This is a genomic window from Xanthomonas graminis pv. graminis (assembly GCF_030168915.1).
In the GTDB taxonomy this organism is placed as follows: domain Bacteria; phylum Pseudomonadota; class Gammaproteobacteria; order Xanthomonadales; family Xanthomonadaceae; genus Xanthomonas_A; species Xanthomonas_A translucens.
The window spans coordinates 4573220-4588619 of the sequence record NZ_CP076255.1 but is presented as its reverse complement, the minus strand read 5'-3'; the positions used below and the strand labels follow the sequence as shown (position 1 = coordinate 4588619).

The window sequence follows — 15400 nt, the reverse complement described above, 5'->3', positions numbered from 1 at the left end:
CCAGGCCCATGACCAGCACGCACCGCCTCCCGCTCAGCGAAAAGATCGGCTACAGCCTGGGCGACCTGGCCGCCAACCTGATCTTCCAGACCCTGATCACGTTCCTGGCGTTCTTCTACACCGACATCTACCGCATCCCCGCCGGCACCGCGGCCACGCTGATCTCGGTGGTCGGCCTGTTCGGCGCCTTGGTGTTCACCCCGCTGGTGGGCATCCTCGCCGACCGCACGCGCACGCGCTGGGGCAAGTTCCGGCCGTGGATCCTGTGGACCGCGCTGCCGTTCGGCGCGATCTCGCTGCTCGCCTTCAGCACCCCGGCGCTGAGCGCGCAGGGCAAGGTGGTCTACGCGTTCGTGACCTACAGCTTGCTGGTGCTGATCTACGTCGCCAACAACCTGCCGTATTCGGCGCTCAGCGGCGTGCTCACCGGCAACATGGAGCAGCGCAACAGCCTGTCGGCGTACCGTTTCTTCGCGGTCACCATCGCCCAGTTCGTGATCCAGGTGCTGCTGCTGCCGCTGGTGCTGATCCTGGGCAACGGCGACAAGGCGCAAGGCTTCCAGCGCACCATGGCGCTGTTCGCGGTGGTCGGCACGCTGTGCTTCCTGATCACCTTCCTCAGCACCCGCGAGCGGGTACTGCCGATCGCCGCGCAGCGCTCCAGCGTGCGCAAGGACCTGGGCGACCTGGTCGGCAACAAGCCGTGGCTGGTGATGCTGGCGCTGACCATCCTGGTGTTCGTCAACCTGGCGATGAAGGGCGGCATGTACGTGTACTACTTCAAGTACTACCTGGATGCGGCGGCGCTGACCCGCTTCCTCGACCAGGCCGGGTTCAACGGCTTCATCGCCGGCATCAACGGCTTGCTCGCCAGCGCCGGGCTGACCGCGCTGCACTGGCCGCAGGACGCGCCGACCTCCGCCTTCAGCGTGTTCAGCGCCGGCGGCATCCTGGCGATGATCGTCGGCATCGCCTGCTCCAAGCGCCTGGCCGACCGCTACGGCAAGCGCAACGTGTTCGGTGCGGCGCTGCTGGTGTCCACGCTGTTCCTGCTGGCGTTCGCGGTCTATCCGCCGCAGGCGATCGGCCTGGTGTTCGGCTCCTACGTGCTGCACGGGTTCTTCTACGGCATCACCATCCCGCTGTTGTGGGCGATGATCGCCGACGTGGCCGACTACTCGGAGTGGAAGAACCACCGCCGCGCCACCGCGATCATCTTCTCGGCAATGCTGTGCGGGCTGAAGGTCGGCCTGAGCGTCGGCGGTGCGCTGGTCGCCGGCCTGCTCGCGTTCTACGGCTACGACGCCGCACTGCCGCAGCAGAGCGCGGCGGTGACCGGCGGCATCCGCCTGGCGGTCAGCGTGTACTGCGCGATCCCGTTCCTGCTCGGGGTGGCGCTGCTGTTCCTGTACGAGATCGACAAGGCGCTGGAATCGCGCATCGAACACGAACTGGACGCGCGCCGCCTGCAGGCCGCCGCGCTCGGCAACTGACGTTTCTTCCCCTCACGCTAGGTACGCCATGTCCGCCGACACCGATGCCGCAGACCTGCAGAGGCTGGCCCGCAAGGCCATCTCGCAGCCCCTGGTCACCCACATGTACACCGCCGATCCGTCGGCGCACGTGTTCGAGGGCGCGTTGTACATCTATCCCTCGCACGACATCGACGCCGGCATCGCCTTCAACGACGACGGCGGCCATTTCGACATGGAGGACTACCACGTGTTCCGCATGGACAGCGCCGACGGCCCGGCGGTGGACTGCGGCGTGGCGCTGCACGTCAGGGACGTGCCGTGGGCCGAGCGGCAGATGTGGGCGCCGGATGCGGCGTGCAAGGACGGACGCTATTACCTGTATTTCCCAGCCAAGCGCGCCGACGGCATCTTCCAGATCGGCGTGGCCATCGGTGCGCGCCCGGAAGGGCCGTTCACTGCCGAGCCGCAGGCCATGGAAGGCAGCTATTCGATCGATCCGGCGGCGTTCGCCGACGACGATGGCGCGCATTACCTGTACTTTGGCGGGATCTGGGGCGGACAGCTGCAGAAATACCGCGACAACGTCTATGCGCAGGCGCACGAGGAACCGGCCGATGCCGCGCCGGCGCTGGGTCCGCGCGTGGCGCGGCTGCGCGCGGACATGACCCAGTTCGCCGAGCCGCCGCGCGAGGTCAGCATCGTCGACGAACACGGCCAGCCGCTGCTGGCCGGCGACCATGCGCGCCGTTTCTTCGAGGCGCCGTGGCTGCACAAGTACGGCGGCCGCTATTATCTGTCGTACTCCACCGGCAACACCCATCTGCTGTGCTACGCGATCGGCGATTCGCCCTACGGCCCGTTCACCTACCAGGGGCCGATCATGAGCCCGGTGATCGGCTGGACCACGCATCACTCGATCTGCGAATTCCAGGGCACCTGGTACCTGTTCTATCACGACGCGATGCTGTCCGGCGGCGTCACCCACCTGCGTTCGATGAAGCTCACCGAACTGCAGCACGATGCGCAGGGGCGCATCGCGCTGGTCCATCCCTACGGGCAGTAAGGCCGCTGCCGGGCCGGCGCGCCGATCCGTACCGCAGATGCGGACGATGGGAATTGGCGCCGCCTCCGCCGCGGCGCCGGGGACAGTGTGCCGGCAGCGCGCCGCGCCGACAAAGTGTCCGTCGCCGCCTACGGTGACGGCAGACCCGTTGCCTGTGTATGCTCGGAGCTCGTGGAAGACATGACGCCCGCCGAGATCTCCCTGCGCCTCGACGCCCTGCGTCGCGAGCACCGTGCGCTCGACGAACAGATCCAGCGCACCCCGGCCAACCTCGACGACGAGCTGCAGGCCAAGCGGCTGAAGAAGCGCAAGCTGCAGCTCAAGGACTGCATCATGCGCCTGGAAAACCTGCTGATTCCCGACGAACCGGCGTGAGCGCGGCGACGTTGTTCAGCGTCGGCCATTCCACCCGTCCGCTGCAAGCATTCCTGGACATCCTGCACGGCGCGCAGGTCACCCAACTGGCCGACGTGCGGGCATTCCCGTCGTCGCGGCGTTTCCCGCAGTTCGACGGCCGCGCGCTGGCGCACAGCCTGGCTGCCGCGGGTATCGGCTACCGGCACTTCCGCGCGCTGGGCGGGCGCCGCGCCGCGCAACCCGGCATCGACCCGCAGCGCAACGGCCACTGGCGCAGCGCCGGCTTCCACAACTACGCCGACTACGCGCTGGGCGCCGACTTCGGTGCGGCGCTGGCCGAGCTGCGCGCGCTCGGCAGCGTCGGCGCTTGCGCAGTGATGTGCGCCGAAGCCGACTGGCGCCAATGCCATCGCCAGATCGTTTGCGACCACCTGCTGCAGCATGGCCACCCGGTGATTCACCTGCTCGACGGCGGGCGCCGCGAGCCGGCCGTCCTCAATCCTGCCGCGCGCAGCGATGCGCACGGGCAATTGGTCTATCCGGCGGACGTCGCGCCTGCCGGGCCAGTCACTGGCGATCTGTTCGGCGGCTGAGCCATTCGCTCCGCACGCTGTCCTCTGTAGGAGCGGCTTCAGCCGCGACAGGGTCTTGCCGGGTGGTGTCTGTCGCGGCTGAAGCCGCTCCTACAAGTCTGTCGCTAGCGGCGAGAAAGCAGCATGCGGCCGCCTCAATCCTGCGGTACCGGAATCTCTTCCGGCTTCGCCGCCTCCGGGCTGACCCGTTCGATCGTATGGCGCAGTTCGCGGCCAAGAATGAACTTGGCGTCCTTGGCCCACGCGTCCAGGCGCTCGTCGAACATCAGCTTGCTGTTCGCGTCCGGCCACACCAGCTTCAGTTCGCGCAGTTTCTGGATGAAGCCGCGGAACAGGGTCTTGTCGAAGAACTCCGGCGCGGCCGGGGCGTACAGCAGGCTCAGGCGTTGCGCGGCCTGCTGGCACAGGCTTTCCAGTTCGCCGGCGCCAAGCTTGCCGGGGCCGTTCTTGACCAGCACCGAAATGGCGATGTAGTAACGCTCGAACGCCTGCTGCAGCGAATGCCCGATCGCGCGCAGGCGGAATACTTCGTCGGTCTGCCCGGTGTTGCGCGCCAGCATGCCGCCATCGTCGTCGTTGACCTGCAGCAACAACCCTTCGCGCGCGAACACCTCGATGGTGCGCTCGATGCGTTCGGCGAACTGGTCCTCGCTCCACGGCAGGAACAGCTCGGCCTGCAGGAACGGGTACACGGTGCGGCCCAGCCGCAGCAGGCCGGAGCGGCTCATGCGGCGGTTGTTCTGGAAGCAGCACGCCACCCACGAGGACGCGGTGAACAGGTGCAGCACGTTGTTGCGGAAGTAGCTCAGCAGCACCGCGTTGTCGCCGTTGACGCTGAGCACGTCGCCGAGCGGATGCGGCGTGCGGGTCAGCACGTTGATCTCTTCGGCGTGGGCGATGATGCGCTCGGGCGAATGCGGCGTGACGGTGACCCGGTCCGAGTACGGCAGTTCGGCCAGCAGTTTCTTGCACAGTTCGATCTGCGCGATCAGGTCGGCTTCGCCCATCGCGTGCTTGGGCGTGGACAGCAGCGCCAGCGCCAGCAGGTTGACCGGATTGACGTCGGCGGCGGCATTGATATGCACCTGGATCTGCTGCGCCAGCGCATCGACGGTGCCGTTCAACCAGTTCGGTTTCTCGTCCTCGCCCAGCGGCTGGCCGTCCCAGTCCGGCGCGCGCTGCGCCAGCACCTGGCGCAGCGCGATCGGCTCGCCGAAGTTCACCACCACCTGGCCATAGTTCTGCTTGAGCACCTTGGGGATGCTCCACAGCAGGCCCCAGATCGATTCCTTCTCCTTGGGCCGGCCGCTGAGTTCGTCGAGATAGCTGCTGCCTTCCATCAGCTTCTCGTAGCCGACGTAGATCGGCTGGAACAGCACCGGCTTGCGCGGCTGGCGCAGGAACGCGCGCAGGGTCATCGCGATCATGCCGCCCTTGGGCTGCAGCAGCCGGCCGGTGCGCGAGCGCCCGCCTTCGACGAAGTATTCGATCGAGTAGCCGCCGGCCACCAGCTGCGCCACGTATTCGCTGAGCACCGCCGAATACAGCGCGTTGCCGCGGATCGAGCGGCGGATGAAGAACGCGCCGCCCTTGCGCAGCAGGGTGCCGACCACCGGCAGGTTGAGGTTGATGCCGGCCACGATGTGCGGCGGCACGATGCCGCGTTCGTACAGCAGGTAGGACAGCAGCAGGTAGTCCATGTGGCTGCGGTGGCTGGGCACGTAGATCACTTCGTGCCCAGGCGCGGCTTCTTTCAGCTTGTCCAGGTGGTGCACCAGCACGCCGGCGTAGATGCGGTTCCACACGTGGGTGAGCAGGAAGCTGGCCGAGCGCACCACCGGGCTGGAGTAGTCGGCGGCGATTTCCCAGGCATAGGCGTGGGCCTTGCGCCAGGCGTCCATCGGCTTGCTGGTGTCGCGCTTGGCCTGCGCGGCGATCGCCTCGCGCACCGGCTCGGCGGCCAGCACCTGGTCCACCAGCAGCCGCCGGGTCGACAGGTCCGGCCCGATCACCGCCTCGCGGATGCGCCGGAAATGGGTGCGCAGCACGCGCTGCAGCTTGCGCACGGTGCGTTCCGGCGGCAGCCCTTCCTCGATCGTCAGCCGCATCGACACCGGCGGGGCGAAGCGCACGATGGTGCTGCGGCCGTTGAGCAGCACGCCGAGCAGGCGGCGGAAGCTGCCGACCAGCGCCCAGTTTTCCGAGAACAGCACCGCGAACCAGCCGCTCTGTTTGTCCGGGGCGCGGCCGACGAAGATCGACACCGGCACCAGGTGGATGTCCAGGTCCGGGCGTTCGCGGTGCGCCTGCAGCAGCTTGGCCAGCGAATCGGAATGGGTCTTGGCGCCGCGCTGCTCGGGAATCAGCGCGGTGCTGCTGCTGCGCCGCGACAGCGCCAGGTAGGCGCGCTTGCGCCCCAACGGGTCGCCGGGCAGCGGCACCAGCGGCGACGGCAGGCCGGCTTCGCGGCAGGCCTTGTCCAGGATCAGCGCGTTGGACAGGCCGTAGTCCTCCAGCACGTAGACCACCGGGCGGCCGTCGTCGTACTGGCCGGGTTCGGCCGGTTCGATGTTCAGGCCCAGCCACGGATCGGCCACGCGCCCGAGCAGGCGCGCCCACAGCGGCCGCTTGGCGGCGCGCGCGGCGAGCGCCGGGCTCGGCAGCGCGGCAGCGCCGGTGGCCGGCGGCACGCTGCCCGCGGCATCGCCACTGGCAGCGGGGGCGGGCGCGGACGCCGGGTCCGAGGCGCGCGCAGCCGCGGCGTCATCGGGGAAGGGGAGGGGGTTTTGTTCTGGCATCGACGGCATTATCGCTTAGCCGGCGTTGCGTGGTCGGCGGCAGGCGGCGCCGGGGGCTCGGCAGGGGCGGCGGCGGGTGCCGCGACGGCCAGCAGCGCGTCCACCGCGTGCAAGGTATCGCGCAGGTACCAGTGGCCGTGGCGGCGTACCAGCACCGCAGTGGTGTCGATCTGCGCGCTGCCCAGCGGGTACTGGATGCGCACCACGGCCTGGTCGCCCTGCTGGCTGACCAGCCCGGTGCGCAGTTCGCGCGCGCTGTCGTCCAGGTCCAGGCGGTAGCCGGCCAGCACCGTCTTCAGCTCGCCCAGGAACGGGCCGAGCCGCTGCAGGCTCTGCTCCATGCCCAGGCCGTGCAGGTCGGCGTCGCTGCGCAGGCCGGTGCGGCGTGCGGCGGCGCTGAGCTGCGCGATCGCCGCCTGCGCGCGCTTGCGCTCGGCCAACGGCGCGTGTTCGGCCCAGCCGCTCAGCCCCTGCACCAGCTGCACGTAGTGGCCGCGCTGCTCCGGCGTGTAGTCGCCCTGGTTGCGCAGGTACTGCACGCCGAACAGGCCCAGCGAGTGCGCGGCCTGGCGCAGGCTCGCGGTCTGCCCGCCGAACTGCGCGTCGAAGGCGCGCTGCAGCTGGCGCTCGGCGTCCGGCGCGGCCAGGCTGTCGAGCACCTCGGGCAGGCGCTCGGCCAGCGGCAGCTGGCTCAGCGGCCAGCGGCTGCGGTCCTCGCTCCAGGCCTGCTGCAGGCGTTGGTACTGCTCGGGCGGGACCGCGGCATGGGCATAGCCGGCCAGGTCGTTGCGCTGCAGCGTGCGCGCCAACTCGCGCACGGCCGCGGCCGGTTCGGCGCTGGCGCCGGGCAACTCGGCGGGGCTGCGCTTGCAGCCGGACAGGGCCAGCGCGGCCAGCAGCAGCGCTGGAACGACATGCAAGGGCGTGAACCGGGTCGGGCGTGGCGGCGACATACTCTATTCGGCTCGTTCCCCAAAACGTTCCGCATCTTGCTGGGCGCGCGCGATTCCGGCAAGCCGCGCCCGCGTGCGCTGCCGTCGCGGCGGTCGCGGGACGCGATGCCGATGTCGCAGCAGGACAATGCTTGACCCGATCGGCCTTGCCGAGACCTTGCCGAGACAACGCTATCGGCGCATTGTCGGCGGATAGCACCGTATGCCGCGCCATTGCGCAATGTTGCGGCGCATCATGTAACCGCTTGCAGTTGCTGTTAACGTCCGCCAACCTCGGCTTGAGGTGGTACTGGACGGGGGTCCCAGTGCGATACCCATCAAAAATTTTCCGCGCACTGCGTCACGCTGGCATCGCCCGTGGCGACGTAGCGCTGGGCAAGCCGTGGCGGACCCTGGAGGCACCCTGGTGAATCCGCGCATCGCACACCCGCCGGAACAGCGCGCAAGCATCACCATCAAAGACGTGGCACGCCTGGCCAACGTCTCGGTGGCGACCGTCTCGCGCACCATGAACGGCCACCAGCACGTGGCCGAACCGGTGCGCGCGCGCGTGCTGGAAGCCGCGCGCACCCTGCACTACGTGCCGCACCATGCCGCGCGCAGCCTCAGCAGCCGCCGCACCCACACCGTCGGCGTGGTCCTGCCCGACCTGCACGGCGAGTTCTTCTCCGAACTGATCCGCGGCATCGACCTGATCGCGCGCGAGCGCGGCCTGCACCTGCTGGTGTCCAGCTACCACGGCGAGCCGGAGGAGCAGCGGCTGGCGGTGCGGCGCATGCCCGGACGCGTGGACGGGCTGCTGCTCATGTCGCCGTCTCTGGGCACCGGTAGCGAGGACGCCGCGGACATGCTGCCCGGTGCGCTGCCGGCGGTGCTGATGAACTGCGCCGAGCGCATCGCCGACGCGCAGGTGCTCAACGTGGACAACTACGGTGGCGCGCGCGCGATGATCCGCCACCTGCTCGACAGCGGCCACCGCCGCATCGCCTTCATCGCCGGGCCGGACGACAACTTCGATGCCCGCGAACGCCTGCGCGGCTACCGCGACGAGTTGCGCGCGCGCTGCCCGCAGGTGCCGCCGCGGGTGTTGCCGGGCGATTTCGACGAAGCCTCCGGCTACCGCGCCGGGCAGGCGCTGCTGCAGGGCCAGCGCCCGGACGTGGTGTTCGCCGCCAACGACATGATGGCGCTCGGTTGCCTGTTCGCCTTCACCCACGCCGGCCTGCGCGTGCCCGACGACATCGCCCTGGCCGGTTTCGACGACGTGCCGATGGCGCGCTACGTGCACCCGGCGCTGACCACGATGCGCGTGGACATCGCCGGCTTCGGCGCGCGCGCGATGCAACTGCTGATCGCCGCGTTGGAACCGCACAGCGCGGCACCGGCCGCGGAAGCTGCGCTTGCCACCGATATCGTTCCGCAATTGATCATCCGCGCGTCCAGCGGCCAGCGAGGGACCGCCATGGACTGACACCGCCCATCGCGTTTTGCCGTCACTGTCTGCATCCAACTAGAAGAAACAACGAATGAACCCGTTTACTGCCCTGGGAGGGGTTTCTGTCATGAAGAGAAAGCGTTCCGCGTCCACTCTGCCCGCACGCAGCCTGCTGTGCTGCGCCCTGGCCACCAGCCTGTTCGCGACGATGCCGGCGATGGCGCAGACCAGCACCGCGATCCTGCGTGGCCATGCCCAGGCCGGCGCCGAAGTGGTGGTCACCAATGCCGCCACCGGGTCGGTGCGACGCACGCCGGCGGGCGCCAATGGCAACTACACCGTGATCGGACTGCCGCCGGGCAGCTATACGGTCGAGGCCAACGGGGTCAAGCGCAACGTGACGCTGCAGGTCGCCTCCTCGTCCACGGTCGATCTCGACGCCGGCACGGCCGCCGCGCCGGGTGGCGACGCCACCACGCTGAGCGCGGTCAACGTCACCGCGCCGCCGTCGCTCAAGGACGTCAAGACCTCGGAAGTGGGCAACGTGGTGTCGCTGCACCAGATCCAGCAGCTGCCGCAGGCCACGCGCAACTTCCTCGAGTTCGCCGACACCGTGCCGGGCATGGTGTTCCAGATCGACGGCAACGGAAATACCAAGCTGCGCGGCGGCGCCTCCAACGCCAGCGCCGGCAACCTGTACATCGATGGCGTCGGCCAGAAGAGCTACGTCAAGGGCGGCGGCATCGCCGGGCAGAGCGACACCCAGGGCAATCCGTTCCCGCAGCTGGCGATCGGCGAATACAAGGTCATCACCTCCAACTACAAGGCCGAGTACGGCCAGATCAGCGGCGCGGCGATCACCGCGGCGACCAAGTCCGGTACCAACGAGTTCCACGGCGAGGCGTTCTACCGCTATACCGACCAGGATCTGCGCGACAAGCGTCCGGACGAGCAGAAAAACGGCAAGATCGATTCGCAGACCAAGGAATACGGCTTCGCCTTGGGCGGCCCGATCATCCAGGACCGCATGCACTTCTTCGTTGCCTACGAGGGCAAGGACAACATCGCGCCCAAGAGCATCCAGGCCGATGCGAACGCAGGTTCCTACACGGGCTTTCTGCCCTCCAACCTGAGTAGCCAGTATGGCGCGGCGAACATGCCGTTCTCGGAAGACCTGTATTTCGGCAAGATCGATTTCGAGCCGACCGATCGCGACCGCATCGAGCTGAGCGGCCAGTACCGCGACGAAACCCAGGTCGCCAACGTCGGCGGCACCAGCGCTACCGACCACGGCACCAACAAGATCAACAAGGACAAGCGCGCCAGCCTGCGCTGGCAGCACAGCGCCGACAACTGGTTCAACGAGCTGATCGTCGGCACCGAGAACTCGGAGAACAACCCCACGCCGATGAGCATCGGCAACGGTATCGCCTACAAGTATCTCAACTACAACGACCCGAACATCGGCGAGTACACCTTCCTGGAAACCGGTTCGACTGGCGGCTTGAACGTGCAGCGCAAGAGCCAGAAGGGTTGGTCCCTGCAGAACGACCTGACTTTCACCAGCTTCCAGTGGCACGGCGAACACACCATCAAGATGGGCGTGAGCTACAAGGACATCAAGCTGACCTCGCAGGACGCGGCCGCGTTGAATCCGCAGTTCAGCTACTCGGTCGATGCCAATGGCATCGCCTCCATCCCGTACCGCGTGGATTTCGTCGCGCCGTACGCCACGCCGGGGCAGAAGGCTACGGTGGAATCGCCGTCCAAGCAGTACGGCATCTACATCCAGGACGATTGGGCCGCGACCGACAAGCTGATGATCAACGTCGGCGTGCGCTGGGACTACGAAAAGAACCCGGCCTATACCGACTTCGTCACCTCGCAGGACTTCGTCAATGCGCTGTACGCCGATGACCCGCAGAACCCGGGCCATCCGTGGGCCGACCGCCTGCTGCCCAGCGGCATCAATGTCGCCGACTACATCAGCACCGGCAACAACCGCAAGAACTTCAAGGATGGCTGGGCGCCGCGCCTGGGCTTCTCCTACGACTTCTTCGGCGACGAGAGCGCGGTGCTGCACGGCGGCGCCGGCCGTTCCTACGACCGCAACCTGTTCGAGCAGCTGGCGCTGGAAACCAGCAAGGCGGCGTTGTCGCCGGTAGTGGTCTACTTCAAGGACCCCACCGCCAGCGCGTGCTACAAGGCCGACCGCGCTTGCGCCGATTGGGATCCCCGCTACCTGCAGGGCGTGGACCAGCTGAACACCATTCCTGAGGTCAGCGGCAGCGCCGAACTGTTCATGTTCAACAACAAGATCAAGACCCCTTACAGCGACCAGTACAGCATCGGTATCAGCAACCAGGTCGGCGACTGGCTCACCGATGTGACCTTCCAGCGCATCCTCAGCTATGACGGCTTCGCGATGTCGCTGATCAACCGCTACCCGGACGGGTCTTACTTCGATGCCACCGGCAGCGCGCCTTGGGGCGAGCCGGTCCCCGGCTACCAGAACACGATTCTGGGCAGTAACGGCCTGGAGCAGCGCAGCAGCCAGGTGCTGTTGTCGGCGGAGAAGCCGTACACCAAGGAATCGGGCTGGGGCCTGACGCTGTCCTACACCCACACCAGCGCACGCCAGAATCGCAACATCGACGAAGCGTACGGGTTCGACAAGGCGACCATCCACGATTACCCGTTCGTGAAGTCCGATGCCGCGGCATCGCACCGCTTCGTCGCGTCCGGTTCGATCGACGGACCGTGGGGCATCACCTTCGGCGCCAAGGTCGTGTTGGCCACTCCGGAACCGGTCAATACCATCGCCTGCTTCGGCCACACCGATGCCGACGGCGCCACCTGCCAGCAAATCGGCTTCGTGCCGCCGGGCAGCGGCAAGTTCCTGGTCGGCGGCAAGATCTGGGGCTATCGCACGGTGGACTTCCAGGCCACCAAGGACTTCACCGTGTACAACGACTTCAAGCTGTCGGCGCGCATCAATCTGCTCAACGCCTTCAACTTCAAGAACTACTCGAGTTACATCTACGGTGGCCCGGATGGATCGGGCAACTACTTCGGCACCGGCGGACGGTTGGACACCAGCTATGTGGGCTTGAACACCACCGGCGACATCAACTACGTCCCGCGCACCGTGACCTTCGAAATCGGCGCCAAGTTCTGATCCACCGCATCGCCCACGCGCGTGCCCGACCGGCGCGCGTGGGGTTTTTCCGGACGGGGCCGCTTGGCCCCGTTCGCGTATCGGATACTCTCTTTTTCCGTACAGGACCGCGCACGCATGATCGCCGCCCCTCTCCGCAATCTGGTCATCGTCGGCGGCGGCACCGCCGGCTGGATGGCGGCCGCCGCGCTGGCGCGCGTGCTGGGCCCGGACTACCGCATCACCTTGATCGAGTCGGAACAGATCGGCATCGTCGGCGTCGGCGAGGCCACCGTGCCGCACATCAAGGCCTTCAACAACCTGCTCGGCATCAACGAAGCCGAGTTCGTGCGCCAGACCCAAGGCAGCTTCAAGCTCGGCATCGAGTTCGTCGACTGGCACCGGCCTGGCACCTCCTACATCCATGGCTTCGGCACCGAGATCGGGCATTCGCTCGGGTTGCTGCCGTTCCAGCAGTACTGGTTCAAGCAGGCGCTGGCCGGCAAGGCCAAGCCGCTGGGCGCCTACATGCTCAACACCGTGGCCGCCAGGCGCGGCAAGTTCATGACCTCGGCCAGCGACGCGCCGCCCAATTCGCCGCTGGGCAACATCGCCTACGCCTACCATTTCGACGCCTCGCTGTACGCGGCGTTCCTGCGCCGTTTTTCCGAGCAGCGCGGGGTGACCCGGCGCGAAGGCATCGTCGAGCAGGTGCAGCTGCATCCGGAATCGGGCGATGTGCTCTCGGTGCGGCTGGCCTCGGGCGACACGATCGCCGGCGACCTGTTCATCGACTGCTCCGGGTTCCGCGGCCTGCTGATCGAACAGGCGCTGCAGACCGGCTACCACGATTTCACCCACTGGCTACCGTGCGACCGCGCGCTGGCGGTGCCGTGCGCCAAGGTCGGCCCGCCGACGCCGTACACCCGCGCCACCGCGCGCGCGGCCGGCTGGCAATGGCGCATCCCGCTGCAGCACCGCACCGGCAACGGCTACGTGTATTCCAGCGCGCACATCAGCGACGACGAAGCCGCAGCCACGCTGCTGGCCAACCTGGATGGGGCGGCGCTGGCCGATCCGCGCCCGCTGCGTTTCGTCACCGGCCGCCGCAAGCAGGTATGGAACCGCAACGTGGTCGCGCTGGGCCTGGCCAGCGGCTTCATGGAGCCGCTGGAATCCACCAGCATCCACCTGATCCAGTCCGGCATCTCCAAGCTGCTGGAGCTGTTCCCGCGCGAGGGCATCAGCCCGGTGCTGGTGCAGCGCTACAACGACCGCATCGCCTTCGAGTTCGACCGCATCCGCGATTTCCTGGTGCTGCACTACACCGCCACCGAGCGCGACGACAGCGACTTCTGGCGCCAGTGCCGCGCCATGGCGATCACGCCCGAACTGCAGGCGACGCTGGACCTGTTCGGCGACAGCGGCCGTTTCTACCGCAACGGCGATGAGATGTTCGCCGAGATCAGCTGGGTGCAGGTGATGGTCGGGCAGGGCCTCCTGCCGCGCGCCTACCACCCGCTGGTGGACCAGGTGCCGGCCGCGGACATCGAACGCTTCGTCGCCAGCATCGAGCAGACCATCGGCCATTGCGTGGACGCGATGCCGCCGCACCAGGCCTTCATCGACCGCTATTGCGCGGCCGCGCCGCGCTGAGCGGGCCGCCCGGCCGTGCGCCGGGCAAAAAAAAAGAGGCCTCGCGCACCAAGGCGCGGGCCTCTTCAAAATCCGACCGAAGCCGGAGAACGGTTTGTGGCGCATCTCCGGCAACGCCGGACGCTGCGCATGCTACCGGCAGTGCGCAGCTAATGCAATGGTTTAAGTTTTATTGGCTAAGTTGTTGATATTTATTGATCGATCAGTGCGCCGGCGTATTTGCCAGGGTGGCGGCGATCTCGCGCTGGATCGCTTCGGCCGCGGCGCGCGGGTCGGCGGCCTGGCGGATCGGGCGGCCGACCACGATCGCATCGGCGCCATCGGCGAAGGCCTGGGCCACGCCGACGGTGCGCTGCTGGTCGTCGCCGACCGGGCCGCCGGGACGGATGCCCGGGCACACGATCGAGAAGCCGGCGCCGGTGGCACGGCGGATCGGCGCCGCTTCCTGGCCGGAGGCGATCACCCCGTCGATGCCGGCGGCCTGCGCGGCCAGGGCGCGCTCCACCACCACCTCCTGCGGTGCGCGGTCGATGCCCATCGATGCCAGGTCGGCGCGACCCATCGAGGTCAGCACGGTCACCGCCAGCAGGCGCATGTCGCCGCCGTTGGCTGCGGCCGCGGCCTGCATCATCGCCGGGTGCCAGCCGTGGATCGTGCAGTAGTCCACCGGCCACTGCGACAGGCGCCGGATCACCCCGCCGACGGTGGCCGGGATGTCGAAGAACTTCAGGTCCACGAACACGCGCTTGCCGCGTGCGGCCAGCGTCTCCAGCACGTCGAAGTATTCGCCGGAGGCCAGCAGCTCCATGCCGATCTTGTAGAACGCCACCGCGTCGTCGAGCCGCTCGATCCACTCGATCGCCTCGGCGCGGCCGGGCACGTCCAGGGCGAAGATCAGCCGTTCGCGCGCGTCCAACGCCAGCGGCGCGCGGCTCACTGCGCCAGCTCCAGCGCGTCGCGCTTGGCCTGGTGGCGCGCGGCGCGCGGCTGCGCGAAGTCGTTGTTGAACAGCGCCGGTTCCCAGGCGCCGTAGCTGGGGTTGGGCAGCATCCACCAGCGCTCGCCGAACCAGGCGTGGTACTGCTGCAGCAGCTGCGCGCGGCTGTCCGGGGTGTTGGCCACGACCTGCACGAAATCGCCGAGCTGGTCGCCGAACTGCATCAGCACGCGGTACTGCTGGCCGACCAGCTTGCGCCGGCAGTTCTTCTCCGCGCCGTTCTGCTCGCAGCCCTTGACCACGGTGCCCAGGCCCAGCAGCACGCTGTTGTCGGCCACCGGCAGGCCGGCGCTGCGCAGGTTGGCCAGGGTCGCGTCGGTCAGGTGCACCGCGCGGTTGGACACGTACAGCACGGTGATGCCCTTGGCGCTGGCCGCCTTGGCGAAATCGACCACGCCGGGGATCGGCTTGGCCTTCTTCTCGGCCACCCACTGGTCCCAGCTGACCTCGTCGTATTCCTTGCCGTTGCGGATCAGCCGCGCCTGGTACGGCGCGTTGTCGAGCACGGTTTCGTCCACGTCCATCACCACTGCCGGCTTCAGCCCGGCCGTGGCGTTGCCGCGCTCCTCCGGCACCAGCGCGTCCCAGTTCTGCGCCTTCAGCGCCGCATCCAGGCGGTCGGCGGCGGCGCGGTAGGTCTGCTCGGCGACGGCCCGGTACTCGGCCGAGCGCTGCATCCACAGCACCGCGTTGAGGTTGTCGTCGCCGGCCACTGCGGCGTCGGCGCTCTTGGCGGCCGGCGTCGCCGCGGCATCGGTGGCCGGCGCCTGCGGCTTGCAGGCGGACAGGGCGAGCAAGGCGCAGGCCAGTGCGGTGCGGGCGATCGGGGTCATCGGGCGCGGAAACCTAGGCGGGGAATCGGCCGATTTTAGCGGGTTGCGGCGGCGCTCGCGGGCGACACCGCCGTAGCGGCTGT

General features: G+C 68.1%; 11 protein-coding genes. 7 read left to right on the top strand and 4 right to left on the bottom strand.

Annotation, left to right across the window (positions count from 1 at the left end; all coding sequences use genetic code 11):
• The first annotated feature begins 8 nt into the window (after positions 1 to 8).
• The 4 genes from KHF85_RS19850 to KHF85_RS19835 all read left to right on the top strand — a co-directional run bounded on the left by KHF85_RS19850 (position 9) and on the right by KHF85_RS19835 (position 3488).
• Positions 9 to 1493, top strand: a complete 1485-nt coding sequence (locus tag KHF85_RS19850; protein WP_284567988.1) for an MFS transporter — start codon at positions 9 to 11, stop codon at positions 1491 to 1493.
• Between the two features lie 28 nt (positions 1494 to 1521).
• Positions 1522 to 2538, top strand: coding sequence for a glycoside hydrolase family 43 protein (locus tag KHF85_RS19845; protein WP_284567987.1), 1017 nt, complete (start codon positions 1522 to 1524; stop codon positions 2536 to 2538).
• A 180-nt stretch (positions 2539 to 2718) separates the two neighbouring features.
• On the top strand, positions 2719 to 2913 hold the full coding sequence (locus KHF85_RS19840) for a YdcH family protein (RefSeq protein ID WP_409976631.1): 195 nt from the start codon (positions 2719 to 2721) through the stop codon (positions 2911 to 2913).
• Positions 2910 to 3488, top strand: a complete 579-nt coding sequence (locus KHF85_RS19835) for a DUF488 domain-containing protein (RefSeq protein WP_284567986.1) — start codon at positions 2910 to 2912, stop codon at positions 3486 to 3488. The genes KHF85_RS19840 and KHF85_RS19835 overlap by 4 nt, the downstream gene beginning before the upstream one ends.
• A gap of 134 nt (positions 3489 to 3622) precedes the next feature.
• On the opposite strand, the gene plsB is transcribed toward KHF85_RS19835, so the two are convergent.
• Both plsB and KHF85_RS19825 read right to left on the bottom strand, forming a co-directional pair.
• The gene (plsB, locus tag KHF85_RS19830; protein ID WP_284567985.1) at positions 3623 to 6295 is read right to left on the bottom strand and encodes a glycerol-3-phosphate 1-O-acyltransferase PlsB; all 2673 of its coding nucleotides are present in this window, start codon (positions 6293 to 6295) and stop codon (positions 3623 to 3625) included.
• Positions 6295 to 7239 carry a hypothetical protein gene (locus tag KHF85_RS19825; RefSeq protein WP_284567984.1) on the bottom strand — a complete coding sequence of 315 codons (945 nt, stop codon included), beginning with the start codon at positions 7237 to 7239 and terminating at the stop codon, positions 6295 to 6297. The genes plsB and KHF85_RS19825 overlap by 1 nt, the downstream gene beginning before the upstream one ends.
• Positions 7240 to 7645: 406 nt before the next feature.
• Here KHF85_RS19825 and KHF85_RS19820 point away from each other — a divergent pair, with 406 nt between their 5' ends.
• The 3 genes from KHF85_RS19820 to KHF85_RS19810 all read left to right on the top strand — a co-directional run bounded on the left by KHF85_RS19820 (position 7646) and on the right by KHF85_RS19810 (position 13487).
• On the top strand, positions 7646 to 8710 hold the full coding sequence (locus KHF85_RS19820) for a LacI family DNA-binding transcriptional regulator (protein ID WP_284567983.1): 1065 nt from the start codon (positions 7646 to 7648) through the stop codon (positions 8708 to 8710).
• 91 nt (positions 8711 to 8801) lie between these two features.
• The gene (locus KHF85_RS19815; RefSeq protein WP_284567982.1) at positions 8802 to 11852 is read left to right on the top strand and encodes a TonB-dependent receptor; all 3051 of its coding nucleotides are present in this window, start codon (positions 8802 to 8804) and stop codon (positions 11850 to 11852) included.
• 117 nt (positions 11853 to 11969) lie between these two features.
• Positions 11970 to 13487 carry a tryptophan halogenase family protein gene (locus KHF85_RS19810; protein WP_284567981.1) on the top strand — a complete coding sequence of 506 codons (1518 nt, stop codon included), beginning with the start codon at positions 11970 to 11972 and terminating at the stop codon, positions 13485 to 13487.
• Positions 13488 to 13689: 202 nt separating this feature from the next.
• Here the strand turns inward: KHF85_RS19810 and pyrF are convergent, their stop codons facing one another.
• Positions 13690 to 14424: an orotidine-5'-phosphate decarboxylase gene (gene pyrF, locus KHF85_RS19805; protein WP_284567980.1), complete on the bottom strand. Its 735-nt coding sequence runs from the start codon at positions 14422 to 14424 to the stop codon at positions 13690 to 13692.
• Complete coding sequence (locus KHF85_RS19800; RefSeq protein ID WP_284567979.1) at positions 14421 to 15317, bottom strand: 5'-nucleotidase, lipoprotein e(P4) family; 897 nt, start codon at positions 15315 to 15317, stop codon at positions 14421 to 14423. The genes pyrF and KHF85_RS19800 overlap by 4 nt, the downstream gene beginning before the upstream one ends.
• Positions 15318 to 15400 lie beyond the last annotated feature (83 nt).